Below are 23274 nucleotides of genomic sequence, written 5' to 3'. Positions count from 1 at the left end.
ATGGCATTCCTGGAAGGCAAATGGGGCTGGGCCCTGCTGCTGGCCGCCGGGCTGGCGTTTCCCCTGTTCGTGGGCAATGACTACCACCTCACGGTGATGGGCACCGCCTACATCTTTGCGATCGCCACCATCGGCCTGAACCTCATCACGGGCTACACGGGGCAGTTCAACCTGGCGCACAGCGGCTTCATGGCGGTGGGCGCCTACACGGTGGGCATCCTCACGGTGGACCACCAGGTGCCGTTCTGGGTGGCGTTCGCGCTCTCGGGCGTGGTCACCACCGTGCTGGGCTTCTTCATCGGCGTCCTGTCGCTGCGGCTCAAGGGGCACTACTTCTCGATCTTCACGCTGTGCGTGGGCTACATCATGTTCCTCGTGATCGAGAAATGGGAAGGGCTCACCCATGGCACGGTGGGCATCATCGGCATCCCCGCCCCGTCGCCCATCGGGGGGCTGCGGTTCGACACGCCGCTGGCGCTGTACTACCTGGCCTTCTTCTGGCTGGTGGTGGGCATGTGGGCCATGCGCCGTATCGTCAACTCGCTGCTCGGGCGCACCTTCATGGCCATCCGCAACAGCGACGAGCTGGCTGAGTCGCTGGGCATCAACCTCATGCGCAACAAGGTGCTGGCGTTCATGCTGTCGGTGTTCTACGCGGGTATCGCGGGGGGGCTGTATGCGGGCTATGTGCGCTTCATCGGGCCCGGCGTGGCGGGGGTGGAGCACACCTTCGACATGACCATGTACATGCTCATCGGGGGGCTGGGGACGCTGCTGGGCCCGTTGCTGGGCGCGCTCGCCATGCCCTGGCTCACGCAGTACCTGCAGTTCCTGCAGGAGTACCGCTTCCTTGTCTTCGGTCCCATCCTCGTGCTGCTGGTGATCTTCGTGCCGCACGGCATCGTGGGCACCTACCTGGGCTGGAAGGCACGCCGCGCCACCCGGCCGTCCGCCACACCGCCCGCAGGAGGCGACCGTGCTTAAGATCGAACACCTCACCAAGCGCTTCGGCGGCCTGGCCGCCGTCAACAACGTCAGCACCACCATCGAGGCCGGCAGGATCAACGCGATCATCGGCCCCAACGGTGCCGGCAAGACGACGTTCTTCAACCTCATCAGCGGAATGCACCGGCCCAGCTCGGGCACCATCACGCTGGAGGGGCGCGACGTGACCTCGCTGCGCACCGACGAGGTGGCGCGCCTGGGCGTGGCGCGCACCTTCCAGACCACGGCGCTCTTTGACATGGCCTCGGTGCTGGACAACCTCATCGTGGGCCACCGCCTGCGCACGCGCTCGGGCCTGCTCGACGTGCTGTGCAATTCCAGCCGCCTGCGCGAGGAAGAGCGCATCTGCCGCGAGAAGGCGCGCGAGGCGCTCGATTTCGTGGGCCTCGCGCACCTGGAAAACCGCATGGCGGGCGACATCTCGCAGGAGGAGCGCAAGCGCGTGGCCTTCGCGCTGGCGCTGTCCACCGGGCCGCGCCTGGTGCTGCTGGACGAGCCCGCCGGCGGCGTGAACCCCGACGAGACCGAAGGCCTGGCCCAGCTCATCCGCAAGATGGTGGCCCATGGCCTCACCGTGTGCCTGATCGAACACAAGATGAACATGATCATGAGCCTGGCCGACAAGATCATGGTGCTGAACTACGGCGAGAAGATCGCCGAGGGCACCCCCGCCGAGATCCGCGCCAACCCGGCCGTCGTCGACGCCTACCTGGGGAGCGAGCATGCTGCAGCTTGACAATCTCTCGCTCAAATACGGCAGCTTCCAGGCGCTCAATGGCGTGAGCCTGCATGCCCGGCAGGGTGAGCTGGTGGTGCTGCTGGGCGCCAACGGCGCGGGCAAGAGCTCGATCTTCCTGACCATCAGCGGCATCCACAAGGCCGCCGGGGGCAGCATCCGCTATGGCGACAGGGAGCTGGCGGGCATGAAGCCCTCTCAGATCGTGCAGCACGGCGTGGTGCAGTGCCCCGAGGGGCGCAAGCTGTTCCCCGGCATGTCGGTGCTCAAGAACCTGATGCTGGGCGCCTACGTGCACCGGGGCGACACGGCGGGCAGCAGGAAGGTGCTGGACGAGGTGTTCGCGCTGTTTCCCATCCTGGCCGAGAAGAAGGACGACCCCGCGGGCTCGCTCAGCGGCGGCCAGCAGCAGATGGTGGCCATCGGCCGCGCCATGATGGGCCGGCCCAAGGTGCTGCTGCTCGACGAGCCCTCGCTGGGCCTGGCGCCGCTGGTCATCAAACAGACCTTCGAGGTCATCCAGCGCATCAACCAGGCCGGAACCACGGTGCTGCTGGCCGAGCAGAACGCGTTCGCGGCGCTCAAGATCGCGCACCGCGCCTACGTCATCGAGAGCGGCCGCATCGTGATGGAGGGCGACCGCGACAGCCTCATGAACAACGAGGCCGTGCGCCGGGCCTACATCGGCGCATAGGAGATGAGGAGCAGCCCCCCCGCGGCGCCGCGCGCGTGCGACGGTAGTGCCACCTGTTTGACGACCCTGACTCGCAAGAGCCGCTTTTTCAGAAACCCCAAGGAGACATCAGCATGATCACGAAACGCAAGACCATCCTTCGACTCGGTGCCAGCGCCTTCGCGGTGGCCACACTGCTGGGTGCCACCGGCACCGCCTTCGCCCAGCAGGTCGTGAAGATCGGCTACTCGGGCCCCTTGAGCGGCGGCGCCGCGCTGTACGGCAAGAACGTGCTCAGCGGCATGGAGATGGCGGTGCAGGAGATCAACGCCAAGGGCCTGGAGGTGGCCGGCCAGAAGGTCAGGCTCGAGATCGTCGCGCTGGACGACAAGTACAACCCCAGTGAAACCGCCATCAATACCCAGCGCCTGGTGCAGGAGCACAAGGCTCCCGCGGTGCTGGTGCCGCATTCGGGCGGCAGCTTCGCGGTGATGGCCACCAACGAGGCGCAGAAGGTCCTGCTGCTCTCGTACACCAGCGTGCCGCAGATCACCGAGCGCAACAACAAGCTCACGCTGCGCATCCCGCCCGAGTTCACGTCCTACGTGAAGCCCTTCGTGAACCACGCCATGGGCAAGTACGGCAAGAACGTGGCCATCGCCAATGCCGACCACGACTACGCCAAGGCCTGGACAGCCGCCTTCAAGCCCGCGTGGGAAGCCGCGGGCGGCAAGGTGGTGGCCGAGAACCCCATGTCCTACAACCGCGCGACGGACTTCTACAGCGGCGTGAGCCGGGTGCTCGCCTCCAAGCCCGATGTGCTCTTCATCGGCGGCGCGTCCGAGCCCACGGGCCTGGTGATCAAGCAGGCGCGCGAGCTGGGCTTCAAGGGGGGCTTCGTGATCATCGACCAGGCCAAGATGGACGAGATCGGCAAGATCACCGGCGGCTACGGCCCCCTGGAGGGATCGATCGGCGTGCTGCCCGTGGTGGAGGACAGCTCGCCGGTGACCAAGGCCTTCGTGGAACGCTTTCGCAAGACCCACCCCGGCCGCGACCCGAGTTCCGAGGTCTCGCTCAACTACACCACCGTGCACGCCACCGCGCTGGCGATGAAGCTCGCGGGCAGCACCACCGACGCCGCCGCGATCCGCGCGCAGCTGGACAAGGCCTTCAAGTCATTGCCCACCGAAAACAACCCGCACGAGATGGACGGCGTGAACGAGCGCGGCGGCTCCACGGCCAACACCCGCGTGGCCATCGTGGAAGGCGGCAAGGTCAAGGAGATCCGGCTGGACGCGCTGGCTAAGTAGGTCGGCGCGGGCCCTGGCCCGCCACACCACGCCACGCAGGGCCTGCCACGGAGAAGGGGCAGGCCTTTTTTTGCAAGGGATCCTGCCGTGCACCGCGCGCTGCCCCGGCACGGGCTGACTCCTGGATTTGCAGTGCTTTTGGCCGCTGGCGATTGACTGGCAAGCGCAAGGTGCTATAAAAAATGAAGCGTCAGGCGCGCGGAACCGCCCCGGGGGCTGCGCTGCGCTCCTGTTCCTGCAGCTCGCGCCACTGGACCTTGCCCGTGCCCGACTTGGGCAGGCTGTCCACGAACTGCACAAGGCGCGGGCTCTTGTAGGCGGCCATGTGGTCGTGGCTCCAGTCGATGATGTCCTGCGCGCTCACCTGGCCCTTGAAGGCGTCGCGCAGCACGACCACCGCCTTCACGGTCTCGCCCCGGCGTTCGTCGTGCGCGGCGATCACGCACACCTCTTGGATGGCGGGGTGGGCGTACATCATGGCCTCGACCTCGGCGGGCCAGACCTTGAAGCCCGATGCGTTGATCATGCGCTTCAAGCGGTCCACCATGAAGAAGTAGCCGTCCTCGTCCACCTGCGCCAGGTCGCCGGTGCGCAGGAAGCGCTTGCCCTCCAGGGTGATGAAGCTGTCGGCCGTGGCCTGCGGGTTGTTCCAGTAGCCCACCATGACCTGCGGTCCGTGCACCACGATCTCGCCGGTCTCGCCCGGCGGCAGTTCGGCGAACGTCGCGGGGTCGACCACGCGCGCATCCACGTCGAACACCGGGATGCCCAGGCATTGCGGCTTGGGCCGGTGCGGCGGGTTGATGTGCGTGGCCGCCATGGTTTCGGACATGCCGTAGCCCTCCACGTAGTCCAGCCCCGTCAGCTCCTTGAGGCGCTGCGCCACCGCCTTGGGCATGGCCGCGCCACCGCCCCGGATGGCCTGCAGGCTGGAGATGTCGTAGTCGCCGATGCGCGGGTTGGCCAGGAAGTCCACCACCATGGTGGAGATGGCCTGCCAGATGCTGATGCGGTAGCGCTGCATGAGCCGGGCCGTGGCGTCGCGGTCCCAGCGCGGCAGCACCACCACGGTGGCGCCCACGAACAGCGGCCCGTTCATGCTGCCCGACATGCCCGTGACGTGAAAGAGCGGCAGCACGGCCAGATAGGTCGCATCCTGCGTGCGCGAGAACCACTGCGCGCCGCCCACCAGCGTGCTCATGGCGCTGCGGTGCGTGTGCATGCAACCCTTGGGGTGGCCGGTGGTGCCCGAGGTGTAGGGCATCACGCAAAGGTCATCGGGTCCGGCGGTCAGCGGGCCGGGCGCGAGCCGCTGCGCCAGCATGTCGCTCCAGAGCGTCACGCCCGGGGCGGCGATGGCCTCGCGCGCCGCGCTGACGAACGCGGGCACGGGCAGGTCGGTGGGCATCTGCAGGTAGTCGCTGTAGGCCGCGACGATCAGGTGCTTCAGGCCGGCGCCACCCTGCGCCCCGCCCACCAGCGGCTGCGCCTGCGCATGCAGGTCCTGCGGCAGGAAGGCCACGGTGGCCCCGCTGTCGTGCACATAGTGGCGCAGCTCGTCGGTGAGGTTCATGGGGTTCACCGGCACCACCACGGCATTGGCGCGCAGGATGCCGTAGAACGCCAGGATCCACTGCGGGCTGTTCTGCATGTACAGCAGCACCCGGTCGCCGGCCTTCACGCCGCACCGCTGCTGCAGGAAACCCGCGATGTGCTCGGCCTCCTGCTGGAACTGCCGGAACGTCACCAGCGTGTCGTAGAACACCAGGAAGGGCTTGTCCGGGTAGCGCGCCGCCGAAACCTCGGCGTTGTGGAACAGGTTGGTCTGCGGCAGCGTGAGGTGGCGGGACAGCCCCGGGGGCCAGTGGGCAAGGTGGCGGTCGGACATGCGGGGCGGGCTCCTGAAGGCGTGGTTCGGCGGCGGGGCGGTCAGCCGCGTTTCAGATGGCGTGCCAGCTCGTCCTTGGCGATGGCATTGCGGTGCACTTCGTCGGGGCCGTCGGCAAACCGCAAGGTACGTGCCTGGGCATAGGCGGCCGCGAGCGGGAAATCATCGCTCACCCCGCCGCCGCCATGCACCTGCATGGCCCAGTCGATCACCTGGCAGGCCATGCTGGGCGCGGCCACCTTGATCATCGCGATCTCCTTGCGGGCGACCTTGTTGCCCACGGTGTCCATCATCTGCGCGGCATTGAGCACCAGGAAGCGCGCCTGGTCGATCAGGATGCGCGCGTTGGCGATGCGCTCGCGCGTGACGCCCTGGTCGGCCACCTTGCGGCCAAACGCCGTGCGGCCCAGGGCGCGCTGGCACATCAGCTCCAGCGCGCGCTCGGCCACGCCGATGAGGCGCATGCAGTGGTGGATGCGCCCGGGGCCCAGGCGGCCCTGGGCGATCTCGAAGCCACGGCCCTCGCCCAGCAGGATGTTGGCCACGGGCACGCGCACGTTCACGAAGCTCACCTCGCCATGGCCGTGCGGCGCATGGTCGTAGCCGAACACGGGCAGCGCGCGTTCCATGGTCACGCCGGGCGTGTCCATGGGCACGAGGATCATCGACTGCTGCTGGTGCCGGCTGGCATGATCGGGGTCGGTCTTGCCCATGAAGATCAGGATCTCGCAGCGCGGATCGGGCGCGCCCGAGGTCCACCACTTGCGGCCGTTGATGACGTAGTGGTCGCCGTCGCGCACGATGCGGGCTTCGATGTTGGTGGCGTCCGAGGAGGCCACGTCGGGCTCGGTCATGGCGAAGGCCGATCGGATCCGGCCGTCGAGCAGCGGCAGCAGCCAGCGCTGCTGCTGCTCGGGCGTGGCATAGCGCGCCAGCGTTTCCATGTTGCCGGTGTCGGGCGCCGAGCAGTTGAAGGCCTCGGGCGCGATGTGCGAGCGGCCCATGATCTCGCACAGGGGCGCGTATTCCAGGTTGGTCAGGCCCGCGCCCAGGTTGGATTCGGGCAGGAACAGGTTCCAGAGGTTGGCGGCCCGGGCCTTGGCCTTGAGGTCCTCCATCACCTGGGTGGGCTGCCAGGCGTTGCCGGCCTTGCGGTTTGCGGCCACCTCGTGGTGGTATACCGGTTCGGCGGGGTAGATGTGTTCTTCCATGAACGCCGTCAGGCGCTGCTGCAGGTCGACGACCTTGGGGGAGTAGGTGAAATCCATGAAGGGGTGCTTTCCGCAAAGGGCAGGGAATGGCGCGGTGTCAGATCAGGCTGGCGCCGCCGTCCACCACGATCGCGTGGCCTGTGATGTGGCGCGAGGCCTCGGAGGCGAGGAACACCACGGCGCCCTTGAGGTCCTCTTCGCCGCCGATGCGGCGCAGCGGGGTGCGCTCGATCATGGCCGGGCCCAGTTTGTCGATGAGGCCGCTGGCCATCTTGCTCGGGAAGAATCCGGGGCAGATGGCGTTGACGCGGATGCCGTAGTGCCCCCATTCGGAGGCCAGCGTGCGCGCGAAGTGGATCGCCGCGGCCTTGGAGGTGTTGTAGGCAATGGTGTTCATGCCCGGCGGCGTGCCCTTGATGCCGGCCACCGAGGCCGTCACGATGATGTTGCCCTTGCCGCGCGGAATCATGCAGCGCTTGCCCACCTCGCGCGAGAGGAAGAAGGGCGCGTTCACATTGAGGTCCATCACCTTGTGCCAGGCGGCGTCGGGGTGGTCCTCGGCCTTGGCGCCCCAGGTGGCGCCCGCGTTGTTGACGAGGATGTCGATGGTGCCAAAGCGCTCCACCACCTGGTCCACCAGGCCGGGGATGTCCCCGGTCTTCTGCAGGTCGTTGACCACGGTCAACACCTCGCAGCCCAGGCCTTCCAGGTGCTTTTTCGCTTCGGCCAGCTCATCGGCCTTGCGGGCCGTGATGGCGAGCCTGGCGCCCATCTCGCCCAGGGCCTCGGCCATCTGCAGGCCCAGGCCGCGCGAGCCGCCGGTGACCAGGGCGACCTGGCCGGTGAGATCGAAGAGTTGCTTGACGCTCATGAGAAGGGCTTTCGTTGGAAGTGCGTGGAGCGCGCGGGCTCGAAGGCGACAGGGCGCCCGGGCATCGCGCTGCCGTGGGATGGGGAAAGGTGCGGGGCACCACGCTCGCGGCGCGGAACCCGCAACTGCACTTCATGCTAGTCGGGGCCGCACCCGATGTAAAACGCGAGCTGTCACCTGCGAAACTCGGTGCGTGCCCGCGAAGGCCCGCCAGCGCGGTCCTTAGCGGTAGACCGCGGTCTCGATGCGGGCCACGATCTCTATCAGCCGCGGCCTCACCGCATCGAGCAGGAAATCCTGCGGGACATTGAACGCGGGCCCGCCGCAGTTGATCACCATGGGCGGCAGCCCGCCCCCCGGCTGAAACCCGCGGGCGATCGCATTGACGTTCTTCTGCCAGTCACCGAACGACGTTGCCACGGACAGGCTGCGGTAGTCCTGCAGTGCCTGGTCGATGCCCAGCTGCACCTGCGGCCACGCGGTTTCGTCGCGGCCCTGGATCTGGGCCAGCACCGCGCTGCGCTCCTTGGGCGGCACGGCGGCGAGCCAGGCGCGCCCCATGGCGGACGTGGCCAGCGAGATGCGCGAGCCCACGTCCAGGCTGAGCGTGTGCAGGGCCGCGCTGCGGCAGTTCTCGACATAGATCATCGACAGGCGGTCCCGGGTGCCCATCGACACCTCGGCGCCCGCGAAGTCGGCCAGTTCCTGCATCAGCGGGCGCGCGACCTGGCGCACGTCCAGGCGCACCAGCATCGAACTGCCCAGCGACAGCGTGGCGGTGCCCAGGCGGTACTTGCCGCAGGCCTCCACGTGGATGAGGTAGCCCAGCCGGGTGAGGGTGGCGGTCAGGCGCGACACGGTGGATTTGGGCAGGCGGCAGCGTTGCGCGATCTCCTGGTTCCCCAGGAGCTTGTCGCCCGCGCGAAAGCAGGCCAGCACCTCCAGGCCCCGGGCCAGCGCCGTCACGAAGTGCCGGTCCTGGGGAGGCCGCGCCAGGGGCGCGCGGGGAGTGTGGGCAGGGCGGGGCGGCGGCATGGGCGCATTATGGCGATGCGGTTCCAGGGGACTGCCTGGCGCCGGGCGGCCGCTGTGGGAGCGCACCTACCTGCACAGCGGTGATCCGCGCATGGACGCAACGGCCTTGCGGCCTTAGGCTGTGGCGATGAACGTGCGCCCGACAGTCCAACGCCTCCTCCTGCCTTTTCAAGCCCTTTGGCGGCTGCTGCAGCCCTTCTGGCGCGCGGCCCAGATGTGGCTGGATGCCGACGGGCTGCGCATGAGCGCGGCCATGTCCTTCTACGGCATGCTCAGCCTCGCGCCCCTGCTGCTGCTGCTGGTGGGCGTGCTGGGCTGGTGGATGGACCGCAGCTATCTGGAGAGCAATCTCATCGCGCAGGTGCAGGCGGTGATGGGCCAGCAGGTGGCCGACGTGGTGCGGCAGGCGCTGGCCAGCGCGCAGGCTCCCAGCGAAGGGCGGCTGGCCTCCCTGGTGGGTTTTGTGGTGCTGGTGTCGGGGGCCACCGGGGTGTTCGTGGAACTGCAGTCGGCGCTGGAGCATCTCTGGCGCGGCGGCGGGCCGGTGCCGCAGCGGGCGGCCTGGTGGCGCATGGCCTCGCTGCGCCTGCGGGGGCTGGCCTATGTGTTGGCGCTGGGGTTCCTGCTGCTGGTGTCGCTGGCCCTGTCCACGCTGATCCACCTGCTGGCGGGCTGGGCCGGGGCGCACCTGTCGTTCGCGCCGCTCGCGCCCGTCATGCAGGTCGTCAACGAAGCCGTCGCCTTCGGCTTTGCCGTGGCGTTGTTCGTGGGCCTGATGCGCATCGGCGCGGGGGCCAAGCCGCCCGCACGCTGCATCATGGCCGGGGCCGTGGTGGGCGCCACGCTGTTCACGGTGGGCAAGCAGCTGCTGGCCTGGTACCTGTCCACCGCAGCCGTGGTGTCGGCCTATGGCGCGGCCGGGTCGCTGGTGGTGCTGCTGATGTGGATCTACTTCTCGTCCGCCGTCCTCTTGTTTTCCGCGAGCTGCGCCCGGGCGTTCCAGGAGCTGGGCGCCTTGCCCGCGCAGCGGGGGCGCCTGCACGTGCCGCAGTAAGGCCTGAGGCCGGCGGTGCCGAGGGTGCCTTCCCGCGCGCTCAGGCGGAAATGTGCAGCTGGGCGTCCAGGCCCAGCGTGCGGGCGAGCTTCAGCGCGTTCCCGGGCGCATGGGTCTTCATGGTGTTGTCGAAGAAGCAGAACACATTGCGCGCGGCCATGGCGGCGGGGCCGGCGTCTTCTGCGCAGAGCAGCCGCACGTCGGGCGGCACGCCGCCGGCGGCCCACGCGCGGATGCGCCCGGCCCAGGCCGCCAGCTGCGCATCGCTGTAGCCGCTCGCGTACAGCTCCTGGGCGCCGTGCAGGCGCAGGTACATGAAGTCCGCCGTCACATCGCCCACCTCGGGCCAGCGGCCCGCCGTGTCCGCCACCACGAGCGCCACGCCGTGGCGGCGCAGCAGCGCCACCGTCGCCGGCTGGCAGAAGCTCGCGTGGCGTACCTCGAGGGCGTGGCGCATCCGCATCGGGGCCACGGGGCCCAGCCATTCCTTGCCCCGCATGCGGTCCTCGCGTTCATGGGCAAGGCGGGCTGCGGCCTCGGTGTCGTGCGGCAGGTGGCCCAGGAAGGCATCGAGCAGTGCTTCCTCGAAAGCCAGGCTTGGCGGCAGCTGCCACAGGATGGGACCAAGCTTGCAGCCCAGGGCCAGCGGCCCCGACGCCATGAAGTTCGCGATGGCCGCGCGGGCGTCGCGCAGCCGCAGGACGTGGGTGATGTACCGCGGGGCCTTCACCGTGAAGACGAAGCCCTCGGGGGTGTCGGCGGCCCAGCGCCCATAGCTGGACGGGCGCTGCAGCGCATAGAAGGAGCCGTTGAGCTCGATGCTGGGGAACTGCCGCGACGCGAATTCCAGCTCCCGCGCCTGGGTGAGGCCCGGGGGGTAGAAGCTGCCGCGCCAGGGCGGATAGCGCCAGCCGGATATCCCGATGCGGATCTGTGCCGCAGCCATCGCCATCGTGAGCCTCCTTTCTTTCCGCATCCGCGCGGCGCACGGGCCGACGGCCAGCATAGGCGGCCGTTTGCGCGGGCACAACCCGGGTGCTTGCTACCCTTTGGCGCCGGGAGTTCGCAGGGGGCCACGTGCCGCCCTGCCTGCAGCGCAGAGAAAAATGTGTAAACAGGTTCTTACGTCCTTTACAGAGGCTACGCCCGGATTCCCGGTACTGCCGGGTACGCTGGCAGCCACCCGCCCAGAACCATCTGGACCTTTCGGAGAACAGCCATGAGCCTCATCGTTTCACCTTCCAATACCACCCGCTCCCTGGCCGCCGCGCCCGTGGGGGCCTTCGGCGCGGCGCCCTCCCTCAAGTGGCTGTGGGCGGCCATCGGGGTGCTCGGCGTGAGCGTGGTCGCGCTGGGTACGACCCTGGTGGTGCAGAACGCGGGGCCGTCCGCGGCCGATGCGCCGTCGCTGGCCGCTGCCGCGCAGCCCGCCAATGGTGCGCCAGGGGCTGCCACGCCCCCACAGTCCTACCAGGAGCCACCGCCCGTGGGCAACAGGAACGTTGCCATCCACAGCGTGGCCAACCAGCCGCCGGCCTTGGCGCAGGGGTATGCCGAGCCGTCCCGGCAGCCGCAACAGCAGCAGCAACAACAACAACCGCTGCGCACCGCCGCGCAGGCACCTGTGTGCGCCACCTGTGGCCGTGTCGAGTCCGTCCAGGCCGTGCAGCAGGCGGCACCCGCCACCGGCGTGGGGGCGGTCGCCGGCGGGGTGCTGGGGGCGGTGGTGGGCAACCAGGTGGGCAAGGGCTCGGGCCGCACGGCGGCCACCGTGCTGGGTGCCGTGGGCGGCGGCTATGTGGGCCACAAGGTCGAAGAGCGCACGCGCACGCAGACGGTCTACCAGATCGCCGTGCGCATGGAAGACGGCTCCGTGCGGCGTTTCACGCGCGCGCAGCCCCCGGCCGTGGGCACGCCCGTGGTGCTGCAGGGCAAGGGCTTCCGCGTGGACGACGGTGCCGCCACGCGGGCGGCAGAGCCCTATCCACGCCCGCAGCCCGGCGCCGTGCGCGTGGCGGACACATATTGATCCACCTCGTTCCCAATGCAAAAAAAGCCCGCTGCCAGCGGGCTTTTTCATGGGCTGGGGGGTGCTACAGCACCACGGGGATTTCAGTCGCAGGCGGCGTGTTGCGGCTGCGGCCGCAGCGCACCAGGCCGTCGATCATCACCATGCCGATGCCCGGGATGTCGCCCAGCTGCACGCTTTCGAGCAGCGTGGCGCCGGCGGTGTGCTGCGCGCGGTCCATGAACACGAAGTCCGCCGCGCGGCCCGGCTCGATCAGCCCGCAGTTCAGGTTGCGGATGCGCGCCGTGTTGCCCGTGGCAAAGCAGAACACCAGCTCGGCGGGAATGTCGGCGAAGCTGGAGATCAGGGCGATCATGCGCAGCATGCCCAGCGGCTGCACGCCCGAGCCGGCCGGGCCGTCGGTGCCCAGGATCACGCGGTGCGGGCACTTGAGCTCGATGGCCGCGCGCGCGGCCTGGATGGCGATCTTCTCGTTGCCGTTGTGCACCAGCTCGATGGCGCGCGAGGACTTCTCGCACAGCTCGCACACATGCTCCCAGGGCAGGGAGGTGTGGCCGCCGTTGATGTGGCCGATCACGTCGGCATCGGCCTCCAGCACCACGTCCTTGTCGATGAGGCCCGAGCCCGGAATGGAGGGTCCTCCCGTGTGGATGGTGCTCTGGATGCCGTGCTTGCGCGCCCAGGCCACCATCTGCTGGGCTTCGTAGCCGGCCTTGACGGAGCCCAGGCCCACCTCGCCCAGCAGCGTCACGCCCGCGTCGGCCAGGTCCTTGAAGTCCTGCTCGGTCATGCCCTTCTCGATGACGGGGGCGCCCGCGATCACCTTCACGCCGCCGGGGCGGAAATTGTCGAACGAGCGCTGCGCGGTGATGGCCAGTGCCTTGAGCCCCACGATGTCCTTGGGGCGGCCCGGCAGGTGCACTTCGCCGGCCGAGACCATGGTCGTCACGCCGCCGTTCATGGTGGAGTCGATCCAGCCGATCTGGTTCTGGCGCGGCGTCCAGTCGCCAAAGACGGGGTGCACGTGGCTGTCGATCAGGCCGGGGGCGACGCAGGTCTTGCGCGCGTCGATCATGGTCTGCGCGTGTTCGGTGTCGCAATCCTTTTCGCGGCCCACGGCCACGATGAGTCCGTCGTTGACGACGATGGTGTCGGCATCGAGGATGGGGCGGTCCAGGTCGCCCGACAACAAAAGACCGATGTTCTTGATGACGACCTTGCCCGACTTGCCGCCGGCTGCTGCTTCTGCCATGGGATGCTCCTCGTGGGGATGTTGGACGCGGCCCGGGCGGGCCGCGCGGGAAATGGCTGCCTGCCTAGGCGCCCCGGGCCGCCTGGCCCTGGGGCAGGCTGGGGCCGGGTGCGACGGTGCGCAGCACGCTGTCGATGACAAAGGACTCCCAGTGCGCAAGGGCCTCGGGCGCCTCGAGGTTCTCGCCCAGGAAGGCCGACAGCGTGTGCCGGTTGGACATGTAGAAATAGCCGGTGGCCGCGATCAGCAGGTAGACGTCGCGCGCCGAGACATCCTGGCGGAAGGCCCCCTGGGCCTGGCCGCTTTCCAGCACGCGGCGGATCACCTCGATGGCCGGCGACGAATATTCGCGGGCGCGCATCGACTTGGAGATGTGCTTGCCCTTGTGCAGGTTCTCTGTGTTGAGCAGGGTGACGAACTCGGGGTGCTTGCGGTAGTAGCCCACCACGAAACGGATCACCGCCTGCAAGGCCTCGCCGGGGTTGTCCACGTCGAGGTTCAGCTTGGATTCCGCGTCGTTCATGCGCCGGTAGATCTCTTCGAGCACCTCGATGAACAGGCCTTCCTTGCTGCCGAAGTAGTAGTAGATCATCCGGTCGAACGACTTGGCGGCCTTGGAGATCTTCTCCACGCTGCCACCTTCGTAGCCATAGCGCGCAAACACCTTGGTCGCTGCTTTCAGGATGTTGTCGCGCGTGGTCTGCGCCGCCAGTTCGCGCACCCCCGTCTTTCGGGCGGAAGGGGAGCGGGTGGACGCCGTCCGGGTCTTGGTGGGTGTGGCAGACATGGATGATCCAGGTGAGAAGGGCCGGCCCCGCGGGGCCGGCCGGGGGTCACTGCTCCGCGAAGGCGCGTTCGATCACGAAGTCGCCGGGCTTCGTGGTGTTGCCTTCCTTGAAGCCGCGCTCTTCCATCATGTGCTTGAGGTCGCGCAGCATTTCGGGGCTGCCGCAGATCATCACGCGGTCTTCCGCAGGGTTCAGCGCCGGCAGGCCCAGGTCGCGCGCCAGCTGGCCGTTCTCGATCACGGTGGTCACGCGGCCCTGGTGCTTGAAAGGCTCGCGCGTGACGGTGGGGTAGTACTTGAGCTGCTTGCTCACGATCTCGCCCAGGAACTCGTGCTGCGGCAGTTCCTGCGTGATGTAGTCGTGATAGGCCAGCTCCTTCACCTCGCGCACGCCGTGCACCAGGATGACTTCCTCGAACTTCTCGTACGTTTCGGGGTCCCGGATCAGGCTCAGGAACGGTGCCACGCCCGTGCCCGTGGAGAACATGTACAGCCGCTTGGCGGGCAGCAGGTAGTCGATCAGCAGGGTGCCGGTGGGCTTCTTGCCCACCACGATGTGGTCGCCCACCTTGATGTGCTGCAGGCGCGAGGTCAGCGGGCCGTCGGGCACCTTGATGGACAGGAACTCCAGGTGTTCCTCGTAGTTGGGGCTCACGATGCTGTAGGCGCGCAGCAGGGGTTTGCCGTTTTCCCCGCGCAGGCCGATCATCGTGAAATGGCCGTTGGAAAAGCGCAGGGCGGTGTCGCGCGTGGTGGTGAAGGAGAAAAGTCGGTCTGTCCAGTGGTGGACCGTCAGGACGCGTTCTTCGAGAAAGGCGCTCATGGTGCTTGGGTCGGGAAAGTTGAAGAAAACAGGGGAAAACTGGCTGAAGTCCGCTCCCGGAGCGCGTCAGAACGCGATATCCAGGCCGGAAAGCTTGTGGCTCACAACCCTCCATTGTTCCGCATCTGGAAGTGGAGGCTTTCTTTTGGTGATTGTGGGCAGGCCCGGGGCCAGGTTTTTGTTGAATTCCAGGAAGGCAGCGAACTCCGCCGGCAGGTCCGTGTCCGCGTAGATGGCATTGGCCGGGCATTCGGGAATGCACACCGCGCAATCGATGCACTCGTCGGGATCGATCACCAGGAATTGCGGCCCTTCCTTGAAGCAGTCGACCGGGCATACGTCGACGCAATCGGTGTACTTGCACCGAATGCATGCGTCAGTGACAACGTGCGTCATATTGGGGCTCCTCATGCACCTTTTCGGGGGGTGCGAAAACACCATTGCGGACCATGGATGATTACGCTACATTCGCGATAAATGTAGTGATCACAACATTTAAGTTAAGTGAATGCTACACAAAATGCACTGAGCGTACAAGCATTTGAAAAGATGCAATGAATGGGCCGCACGATGACTGAACACACCAAGACCGATGGGCTTCCGGGCATGGATGCGCCGGATCTGCCGCAAGTGCTCGAGCGCGCCCGGCCCCGCAATGAGCGCATGAACGCGGCCAAGGTCGAGTGCAATGCGTGCCCGGTGCTGTGCCAGATTTCCGAGGGCCGCGCGGGGGCGTGCGACCGCTACGCCAACCACGCCGGGGTGCTGGTGCGGCTGGACCCGGTGGTGCTGCTGCGCAAGACCCTGGAGGCCGGCGAGGCCACGCTGGTGCCGTTCGCGGCGCGGGCCCAGGCCGCGCAGCAGAGCGGTGCGGATGCCGCCGCAAGCGATGCGGGGAGCGGGCCTTCCACACCGCCCGCGCCCTGGTCGGGCGACCTGCTGCTGAGCGAAGAGGTCTTCGTGACGGGTGTGGGTTCGTCCACCACCTATCCTGACTACAAACCCGCGCCGTTCATCGTGGGCTCCCAGGTGCAGGGCGTGGACATGGTGACCGTGGTCACCGAAGGCATCTTCAGCTACTGCAGCTTCAAGGTGAAGATCGACACCGACCGCTTCCTCGGCTCCGAGCAGGCCAATGTGCGCTGCAAGGGCGAGGTGGTGGGCCACGTGACCACGGCGGAGTACGGTTCGCAGATGCTGTCGCTCGGCGGCGTGCACCACCTGACCGGCGGCACCAAGAAGGAAGGCCGCGTCACCGCCGAGATGATGCAGCTGCTGGGCAACAAGCAGGCCGTGGAGTTCACCATCGACGGCGGCTCGCAGCTCGTGATCCAGGCCGGGCGCGCGCCCATCGTCAACGGCGTGGCCGAGCAGCGCATGCGCGTGGGCTGCGGCTCGGCCGCCATCGGCATCTTCGCGCGCCAGTTTTTCGGCCATGCGGATGAGGTGGTGGTGGTGGACGACCACATCACCGGCGTGTTGACCGAGCACCAGGCTGGGCGCTGCCTGGACATGAAGTCCTCGGGCATCCAGATGCGCGGGCGAAAGTCCACGCCGGGGCGCTATTTCCAGGTGGCGAATCCGGGAACGGGCTGGGGCGGCACCGACATCGCCGACCCGCTGGCCATCATCGAAGGCTGGGACCCCGAGGTGGCATGGCCCGGCCTGCGCCTGCTCATGACATCCACCACGGGCGAGCATGCCTGCTGGTATGTGCTGGACGGGCAGCTGAACCCGGTGGAGGCGCAGATGCCTTCCGAAGTGCGCCGCATCGTGGACCGCATCGGCGAGAACTGCGAGCCCTCGCTGGCTTCGGTGCTTTTCCTCGGCGGCGCGGGTGGCAGCCTGCGTGCCGGCGTCACCGAGAACCCCGTGCTGCTCACCCGCTCCATCAAGAATGCGCTGGTCAATGTGACCTGCGGCGGCGCGCCGGCCTATGTGTGGCCCGGTGGCGGCATCACCGTGATGGCCGATGTGCTGCGCATGCCCGACAACAGCTTTGGCACCGTGCCTACGCCCGCCATCGTGGCGCCCATCGAATTCAGCATGCGCCGCACCGACTACGAAGCACTGGGCGGCCATGCCGGGCAGATCCGCAGCCTGCGCGAGGTGCTGGAGCACGGCGCGTGGCACAACGACGGCGCGCCCCAGGCGCTGGCATGGCAGACGCTGCCGTCCGTCAACCCCTGGCCGCTGGGGCGCCCGCCCCTGCTGGGCTGAGCGGCACCGCCATGCAAGCCTGCCGCAATCCCCTGTCCGACGGCCGCTGGCATTTCCAGCACGGGCCCATGGATCTCGTCATCCAGGCGGAGGGCGCAGCCGATGCCGTGGCCCAGGCCCATGAGCGTGCCTGGGCGCGTTTCGAGGGTCTGCTGCAGGAACTGGTGGACGAGCTGCCAGCCCTGCGCGCGCCGGTGGAGGGGGGCGCCTGTCCTCTGCGCGGCGTGGTCGCGCGCCGCATGTGGACGGCCTGCAGGCCGTACCGCGCAGGCTTCATCACCGCGATGGCTGCGGTCGCGGGGTCGGTGGCGCAGGAGATCCTCGGGTGCTATGCCCAGGACGGCATTGGGCGGGCCTGGGTCAACAATGGCGGAGACATCGCGCTGCACCTGGCCCCCGGGCAGTCGGCCACCGTGGGGGTGTATTCCGACATCGCCGCGCTGGACGCCGCGCAATGGCGCCACGGGCTGGTCCTGGACGGAAAGATTCGCATCGACAGCGCCATGCCCGTGCGCGGTGTGGCCACCAGCGGCTGGCGCGGGCGCAGCCACTCGCTGGGCATTGCCGACAGCGTCACGGTGCTGGCCCGCACCGCGGCCGAGGCCGACGCCGCGGCCACGATCGTGGCCAATGCCGTCAATGTGGATGACGAACGCATCCTGCGCATGCCGGCATGGCGGGTCCGCGATGACAGCGATCTGGGTGCCATTCCTGTCACAGTGGATGTTCCGCCATTGCCTGCCGGGCTCGTGCATCGCGCGCTGGGGCAGGGGCTGCAAAAGGCGCAAGAATTGCAGGCACAGGGCCTGCTGTGGTTCGCCCTGCTCGCCTGCCAGGGCCAGTTCGTGGCCACCGCGGCGGCGCAGCCAGCGGCGGATGGCATGGCGCTGCCGGTGGAAATGGCGCCGCAGGCAGAAGTTGGTTCGGTATTTGCTTAACGAATTGCACAGGTTTCCAAAATGATCCAGATACGACGTGTTTTCACCCATCTCGAGGAAGTCCGGCATGAATTCGGGCCCGTGGCCGATGTGCCGCTGCTGCGCGGCGCCATCGGCGCGGTGCTGACAAACCCCTATTCCGGCCGGTATGAGCCGGACATCCTCCCGATGATGGACGCCCTGCAGGATGTGGGGCTGGACATGGCCCAGCGGCTGCTCAAGGCCATGGCCGTGCCCGCCGAGCGCATCGCGACCTACGGCAAGGGCGCCATCGTCGGGGCCGCCGGCGAGCTGGAGCATGGCGCGCTGTGGCACGTGCCCGGCGGCTATGCCATGCGCGAGCTGCTGGGCTGGAAGGGCGACCGCAACGCCTATGCCAAGGGCCAGGCGGAAAAGAAGACCGGGCAGCCCGCCAATGCCCTGTCCATCGTGCCTTCCACCAAGAAGGTCGGCGGCCCCGGCGCGGCGCTGGATGTTCCGCTCACCCACATCAACGCCAGCTACGTGCGCAGCCACTTCGATGCCATCGAGGTGCGCGTTCCCGGAGCGCCCGCGTCCGACGAAATCGTCTTCATCCTCGCCATGACCACGGGCGCGCGCATCCATGCCCGCGTCGGCGGGCTCAAGGCCGCCGACATCAGCCAATGGGACGGCCTGCGCTGAAGGCGTCAGGCCCGCTGCCGCGCCCACAAGAAAACCAAGGAGCAACACATGCCAGCCAAGATCCGGAAAATCATTGTCCAGACGGATGAAGTCCGCGTGGAGATGGGGCGCGACGTGCAGCCCCCCGTGCGCAAGGCCCTCGCCATGGCCGTGATCGACAACCCCTTTGCGGGCCGCTATGTCGAGAACCTCGACGAGCTGGTGGCCATCGGCGAGGAGCTGGGGGCCCTGCTGGGCGCCCGCTGCGTCGCCGCGCTGGGCATCGAGCCGGGCCAGGCGCAGAGCTATGGCAAGGCCGCCATCGTGGGCGAGGCGGGAGAACTGGAGCATGCCGCCGCCATCCTGCACCCCAAGCTGGGCGCCCCGCTGCGCGTGGCGGTGGAAAAAGGCGCCGCGCTGGTGCCGTCGAGCAAGAAGATCGGTGGCCTGGGCACGGCCATCGACGTGCCCCTGGGCCACAAGGACGCGGCCTACGTGCGCAGCCATTTCGACGCCATGGAGGCCCGCGTGGCCGACGCGCCGCGGGCCAACGAAATCGTCGTCGCCGTCGTCGTGACGGACGGCGGCCGGCCGCTGCCCCGCGTGGGCGGCCTCAAGGCGTCCGAAATCCAGGGTACGGACGGGCTGCGCTGAGCGCGGTCCCCGGCACTACCATCACCCACCACCATCCCCCCTGTCTCCCCAACCCACCTTTCAGGAGTTTCCCCATGACGATGCGACGAAACCTCATGCGTGCCACGGCTGCGGCCGCGCTGGCCATCACGCTGGCCCCTGTGCACGCCCAGGATGTCATCAAGATTGGCGAGATCAACAGCTACAAGGCGCAGCCCGCCTTCCTGGAGCCCTACAAGAAAGGCATGGAGCTGGCCGTTGACGAGATCAATGCCGCGGGCGGCGTGCTGGGCAAGAAGGTCCAGCTGGTCATCCGCGATGACAACGGCAACCCCGGCGACGCGGTCCGGGCCGCCGAGGAGCTGGTGTCCCGCGAGAAGGTCGATGTGCTCACGGGGTCCTTCCTGTCGCACGTGGGGCTGGCGCTGACGGACTTCGCCAAGCAAAAGAAATTCTTCTTTCTGGCCGGCGAGCCGCTGACCGACAAGATCGTGTGGCAGAACGGCAACCGCTACACCTACCGCCTGCGCCCCTCCACGTACATGCAGGTGTCGATGATGGTGCCCGAGGCCGTCGCCCTGAAGAAGAAGCGCTGGGCGCTGGTCTACCCCAACTATGAATACGGCCAGTCGGCCGTGGCCACCTTCAAGCAGCTGCTCAAGGCGGCCCAGCCGGACGTGGAATTCGTCGTCGAGCAGGCGCCGCCGCTGGGCAAGGTCGACTCGGGCAGCGTGGTGCAGGCCCTGGCCGATGCCAAGCCCGATGCGATCTTCAACGTGCTTTTCGGTGCCGACCTCTCCAAGTTCGTGCGCGAAGGCAACACGCGGGGCCTGTTCAAGGACCGTGAGGTGGTCAGCCTGCTGACGGGCGAACCGGAGTACATGGACCCGCTCAAGGACGAGGCGCCCAACGGCTGGATCGTCACGGGATATCCCTGGTACGGCATCCAGACGCCCGAGCACAAGGCCTTCCAGACGGCCTACCAGGGCAAGTTCAACGACTACCCGCGCCTGGGCTCCATCGTGGGCTACAGCGCCATCAAGTCGCTGGCCGAGGGCATGAAGAAAGCCGGCTCCACCGACACCGAAAAGCTCGTGGTCGCGTTCAAGGGCCTGCAGGTGCCCACACCCTTCGGCCCCATCGTCTACCGGGCCGAAGACAACCAGTCCACCATGGGCGGCTACGTGGGCCGCACCAAGAACGAGGGCGGCAAGGGCGTGATGGTGAACTACCGCTACGTGGACGGCAGCAAGGTGCAGCCCAGCAACGACGAAGTCAAGAAGATGCGCCCCGCGGATTGAGTCGCAACCCTCCCTGAGACGCTTCGCGTCTTCCCCCTTCTGCCGTGCTGTGCGCGGGAAGGGGGCGCCGTCCCCGCTGCGGGGCGGCCCTTGCTCGGCTGCCCTGGCCTGGGGTGCGCCAGTTTCATAGGCTGTGGGCGGCGCGTAGGTAGCGCCGTGGAGACCTGAGATGGGTTTTTCGAGTTTTATCGTTCAACTGCTCAACGGATTGGCGGGGGCTTCCTCGCTGTTCCTGGTGGGCGCCGGGCTCTCGCTGATCTTCGGCGTCACGCGCATCGTGAATTTCGCGCATGGCTCGTTCTTCATGGTGGGCATCTACGTCGCCTACTCGCTGGTGGCCAAGCTGGGCACGGGCCTGGGTTTCTGGCCCGCGCTGCTGCTGTCGGCCGTGGTGGTCGGCGCGCTCGGCGCCCTGGTCGAGGTGGTGCTGCTGCGCCGCATCTACAAGGCGCCCGAACTGTTCCAGCTGCTGGCCACCTTCGCGCTCGTGCTGGTGATCAAGGATGCCGCGCTCTGGATCTGGGGCCCCGAGGAGCTGCTCGGCCCGCGCGCGCCGGGCCTGTCGGGCTCGGTGGACATCCTGGGGCGGCAATTCCCCTCGTACGACCTGTTCCTGATCGTGGTGGGGCCGGTGGTGCTGGGCCTTTTGTGGCTGCTGCTCACCCGCACCCGCTGGGGCACGCTGGTGCGCGCCGCCACGCAGGACCGCGAGATGGTCAGCGCGCTGGGCGTGAACCAGGCCTGGCTGTTCACGGCGGTGTTCGCGCTCGGCGCTCTGCTGGCGGGCCTGGGTGGCGCGCTGCAGCTGCCGCGCGAACCCGCCACGCTGGAGATGGACCTGAACACCATCGGCGCCGCGTTCGTGGTGGTGGTGGTGGGCGGCATGGGGTCCATCCCGGGCGCCTATGTGGCGGCCCTGCTGATCGCGGAGATCAAGGCCGTGTGCATCTGGCTGGGCGTGGTGGAGATCCTCGGCTACAGCGTCTCCTTCTCCAAGCTCACCCTGGTGGTGGAGTTCCTCGTGATGGCGGTGGTGCTGGTGGTGCGCCCCTGGGGACTGATGGGCCGTCCGCAGGGCGTGAGCCGCAACACGGGCCTGCCGGAGACACCGCTGCGCGCGCCCGACCGCTGGTTCAAGCTCGGCGGCGTGGCCCTGGTGGCCGTGCTGGTGCTGCTGCCGCTGCTCACGGCCGGATCGCCGTACCTCACCGTGCTGTTCATCGACCTCTTGATCGCCGCGCTGTTTGCGGCCAGCCTGCACTTCATCATGGGCCCGGCGGGCATGCACTCGTTCGGCCATGCGGCCTACTTTGGCCTGGGTGCCTACGCGGCGGCGCTGCTGGTGCGCTCTGCGGGTATTCCCATGGAGCTGGCCCTGGTGCTGGCACCGCTCGCGGCCGCGGCGGGCGCGCTCATCTACGGCTGGTTCTGCGTGCGGCTGTCGGGTGTGTACCTGGCCATGCTCACGCTGGCCTTCGCGCAGATCACCTGGGCCATCTGCTACCAGTGGGACGGCTTCACCGGCGGCAGCAACGGCCTCACCGGCGTGTGGCCGGCGGCCTGGCTGTCGGACAAGCGCAACTACTACTACCTCACGCTGGCACTGGTCGTGGGGGGCGTGCTGCTGCTGCGCCGCATTCTGTTCTCGCCGTTCGGCTATGCGCTGCGCGCAGGCCGTGATTCGGTGCTGCGCGCCGATGCCATCGGCATCGACGTCAAGCGCATGCAGTGGACGGCCTTCGTGATCGCCGGGTTGTTCGCGGGCCTGGGCGGCGCGCTGTTCGCGTTTTCCAAGGGCAGCATCTCGCCCGAGACGCTGCACGTGGGCCGATCGGTCGATGGCCTGGTGATGGTGCTGCTGGGCGGCATCCAGACACTCGCGGGCCCCGTGGTGGGCGCCGTCACGTTCACCTGGCTGCACGACACCGTGGCGCGCAACACCGACTATTGGCGCGCCATGCTGGGCGCCATCATCCTGATCCTGGTGCTGCTGTTCCCCCAGGGCATTGCGGGGGCCATCAAGCAGCTCTTCGACAACCGGCGCGAAGCCGATATCAACAAGCAGGAGGGCAAGGCATGAGCTTGCTCAAAGTCACGGGCCTGGGCAAGTCCTTTGGCGGCGTCAAGGCCGTCGATGGCATCCATTTCGAGTTGGCCGCCGGCGAACTGCTGGCACTCATCGGCCCCAACGGCGCCGGCAAGTCCACCACCTTCAATATGGTCAACGGCCAGCTGGCGGCGGACGCGGGCTCGATCCAGCTCCACGGCCAGGAGCTTGTGGGCCGCAAGCCGCGCGACATCTGGCGCATGGGCGTGGGCCGCACCTTCCAGATCGCAGAAACCTTCGCCTCCCTCACCGTGGTGGAGAACGTGCAGATGGCGCTGATCTCCCACGACAGCCGCCTTTTCGCGATGTGGCGCAAGGCGGCCGACCACAAGCGAGAAGAAGCCCTGGCGCTGCTGGACCAGGTGGGCATGAAGTCCCAGGCCGACCGCCCCTGCAGCGTGCTGGCCTATGGCGATGTGAAGCGCGTGGAGCTGGCCATCGCCATGGCCAACGCGCCCAAGCTGCTGCTCATGGACGAGCCCACGGCCGGCATGGCGCCCAAGGAGCGCAACGAACTCATGGCGCTCACCAAGCAGCTCGTGATCGACCGCGGCATGGCCGTGCTGTTCACCGAGCACAGCATGGACGTGGTGTTCGCGTACGCCGACCGCATGATCGTGCTGGCGCGCGGGCGGCTCATCGCCGAGGGCAAGCCCCTGGAGCTGCGCGACCACCCCAAGGTGCAGGAGGTGTACTTCGGCACCGGCAAGACCTTCGAGAAGAAAACGGCAGCCGCTGCTGCGGAGGCCGCATGAG

22 protein-coding genes are annotated in these 23274 nt (G+C 68.0%); 13 read left to right on the top strand and 9 right to left on the bottom strand.

Going from position 1 to position 23274, the window contains the following annotated elements; genetic code table 11:
- From AC1RVY_RS22315 to AC1RVY_RS22300, 4 genes are all read left to right on the top strand, one after another.
- Complete coding sequence (locus tag AC1RVY_RS22315; RefSeq protein WP_218339186.1) at positions 1-984, top strand: branched-chain amino acid ABC transporter permease; 984 nt, start codon at positions 1-3, stop codon at positions 982-984.
- Positions 977-1741, top strand: coding sequence for an ABC transporter ATP-binding protein (locus tag AC1RVY_RS22310; protein WP_492808213.1), 765 nt, complete (start codon positions 977-979; stop codon positions 1739-1741). The genes AC1RVY_RS22315 and AC1RVY_RS22310 overlap by 8 nt, the downstream gene beginning before the upstream one ends.
- Entirely contained in the window at positions 1728-2435 is a 708-nt protein-coding gene (locus AC1RVY_RS22305) for an ABC transporter ATP-binding protein (protein ID WP_218296569.1), read from the top strand. Before AC1RVY_RS22310 ends, AC1RVY_RS22305 begins: the two co-directional genes overlap by 14 nt.
- A gap of 113 nt (positions 2436-2548) precedes the next feature.
- Entirely contained in the window at positions 2549-3727 is a 1179-nt protein-coding gene (locus tag AC1RVY_RS22300; RefSeq protein ID WP_369641075.1) for an ABC transporter substrate-binding protein, read from the top strand.
- Between the two features lie 190 nt (positions 3728-3917).
- On the opposite strand, the gene AC1RVY_RS22295 is transcribed toward AC1RVY_RS22300, so the two are convergent.
- The 4 genes from AC1RVY_RS22295 to AC1RVY_RS22280 form a co-directional block, all read right to left on the bottom strand.
- Positions 3918-5615 carry a long-chain fatty acid--CoA ligase gene (locus AC1RVY_RS22295; RefSeq protein WP_492808211.1) on the bottom strand — a complete coding sequence of 566 codons (1698 nt, stop codon included), beginning with the start codon at positions 5613-5615 and terminating at the stop codon, positions 3918-3920.
- Between the two features lie 41 nt (positions 5616-5656).
- A complete protein-coding gene (locus tag AC1RVY_RS22290) occupies positions 5657-6883 on the bottom strand; it encodes an acyl-CoA dehydrogenase family protein (protein WP_218296572.1) in 1227 nt (408 codons plus the stop codon).
- A 40-nt stretch (positions 6884-6923) separates the two neighbouring features.
- The gene (locus AC1RVY_RS22285; RefSeq protein WP_218296573.1) at positions 6924-7697 is read right to left on the bottom strand and encodes an SDR family oxidoreductase; all 774 of its coding nucleotides are present in this window, start codon (positions 7695-7697) and stop codon (positions 6924-6926) included.
- A 222-nt stretch (positions 7698-7919) separates the two neighbouring features.
- Positions 7920-8732, bottom strand: coding sequence for an IclR family transcriptional regulator (locus AC1RVY_RS22280; protein WP_369641078.1), 813 nt, complete (start codon positions 8730-8732; stop codon positions 7920-7922).
- Between the two features lie 127 nt (positions 8733-8859).
- Here AC1RVY_RS22280 and AC1RVY_RS22275 point away from each other — a divergent pair, with 127 nt between their 5' ends.
- Positions 8860-9786: a YihY/virulence factor BrkB family protein gene (locus tag AC1RVY_RS22275; RefSeq protein ID WP_218296575.1), complete on the top strand. Its 927-nt coding sequence runs from the start codon at positions 8860-8862 to the stop codon at positions 9784-9786.
- Between the two features lie 40 nt (positions 9787-9826).
- On the opposite strand, the gene AC1RVY_RS22270 is transcribed toward AC1RVY_RS22275, so the two are convergent.
- Positions 9827-10738: a DUF72 domain-containing protein gene (locus AC1RVY_RS22270; protein ID WP_492808208.1), complete on the bottom strand. Its 912-nt coding sequence runs from the start codon at positions 10736-10738 to the stop codon at positions 9827-9829.
- 267 nt (positions 10739-11005) lie between these two features.
- On the opposite strand from AC1RVY_RS22270, the gene AC1RVY_RS22265 reads away from it, so the two are divergent.
- On the top strand, positions 11006-11815 hold the full coding sequence (locus AC1RVY_RS22265) for an outer membrane lipoprotein (protein WP_492254351.1): 810 nt from the start codon (positions 11006-11008) through the stop codon (positions 11813-11815).
- Positions 11816-11879: 64 nt separating this feature from the next.
- On the opposite strand, the gene AC1RVY_RS22260 is transcribed toward AC1RVY_RS22265, so the two are convergent.
- The 4 genes from AC1RVY_RS22260 to fdxA form a co-directional block, all read right to left on the bottom strand.
- Positions 11880-13067: an amidohydrolase family protein gene (locus tag AC1RVY_RS22260; RefSeq protein ID WP_492808206.1), complete on the bottom strand. Its 1188-nt coding sequence runs from the start codon at positions 13065-13067 to the stop codon at positions 11880-11882.
- A 64-nt stretch (positions 13068-13131) separates the two neighbouring features.
- Entirely contained in the window at positions 13132-13854 is a 723-nt protein-coding gene (locus AC1RVY_RS22255) for a TetR/AcrR family transcriptional regulator (RefSeq protein WP_492808204.1), read from the bottom strand.
- A gap of 46 nt (positions 13855-13900) precedes the next feature.
- Positions 13901-14677: a ferredoxin--NADP reductase gene (locus AC1RVY_RS22250; RefSeq protein WP_218296579.1), complete on the bottom strand. Its 777-nt coding sequence runs from the start codon at positions 14675-14677 to the stop codon at positions 13901-13903.
- 66 nt (positions 14678-14743) lie between these two features.
- Positions 14744-15073, bottom strand: a complete 330-nt coding sequence (fdxA, locus tag AC1RVY_RS22245) for a ferredoxin FdxA (RefSeq protein ID WP_218296580.1) — start codon at positions 15071-15073, stop codon at positions 14744-14746.
- Between the two features lie 174 nt (positions 15074-15247).
- On the opposite strand from fdxA, the gene AC1RVY_RS22240 reads away from it, so the two are divergent.
- The 7 genes from AC1RVY_RS22240 (at position 15248) to AC1RVY_RS22210 (ending at position 23273) form a co-directional block, all read left to right on the top strand.
- On the top strand, positions 15248-16897 hold the full coding sequence (locus AC1RVY_RS22240; RefSeq protein ID WP_492808202.1) for a 6-hydroxynicotinate reductase: 1650 nt from the start codon (positions 15248-15250) through the stop codon (positions 16895-16897).
- Positions 16898-16908: 11 nt separating this feature from the next.
- Positions 16909-17835 carry a UPF0280 family protein gene (locus AC1RVY_RS22235; protein ID WP_492808200.1) on the top strand — a complete coding sequence of 309 codons (927 nt, stop codon included), beginning with the start codon at positions 16909-16911 and terminating at the stop codon, positions 17833-17835.
- 21 nt (positions 17836-17856) lie between these two features.
- Complete coding sequence (locus tag AC1RVY_RS22230; RefSeq protein WP_218296583.1) at positions 17857-18498, top strand: amino acid synthesis family protein; 642 nt, start codon at positions 17857-17859, stop codon at positions 18496-18498.
- 48 nt (positions 18499-18546) lie between these two features.
- On the top strand, positions 18547-19131 hold the full coding sequence (locus AC1RVY_RS22225) for an amino acid synthesis family protein (RefSeq protein ID WP_218296584.1): 585 nt from the start codon (positions 18547-18549) through the stop codon (positions 19129-19131).
- Positions 19132-19205: 74 nt separating this feature from the next.
- Complete coding sequence (locus AC1RVY_RS22220; RefSeq protein ID WP_218296585.1) at positions 19206-20411, top strand: ABC transporter substrate-binding protein; 1206 nt, start codon at positions 19206-19208, stop codon at positions 20409-20411.
- A 169-nt stretch (positions 20412-20580) separates the two neighbouring features.
- Positions 20581-22491, top strand: a complete 1911-nt coding sequence (locus tag AC1RVY_RS22215; protein WP_218296586.1) for an ABC transporter permease — start codon at positions 20581-20583, stop codon at positions 22489-22491.
- Positions 22488-23273, top strand: coding sequence for an ABC transporter ATP-binding protein (locus AC1RVY_RS22210; protein ID WP_218296587.1), 786 nt, complete (start codon positions 22488-22490; stop codon positions 23271-23273). The genes AC1RVY_RS22215 and AC1RVY_RS22210 overlap by 4 nt, the downstream gene beginning before the upstream one ends.
- Position 23274: the final 1 nt, after the last annotated feature.

The organism is Acidovorax sp. GW821-FHT11A03, from assembly GCF_058809075.1.
This window is presented reverse-complemented; position numbering and strand designations above follow the sequence as displayed.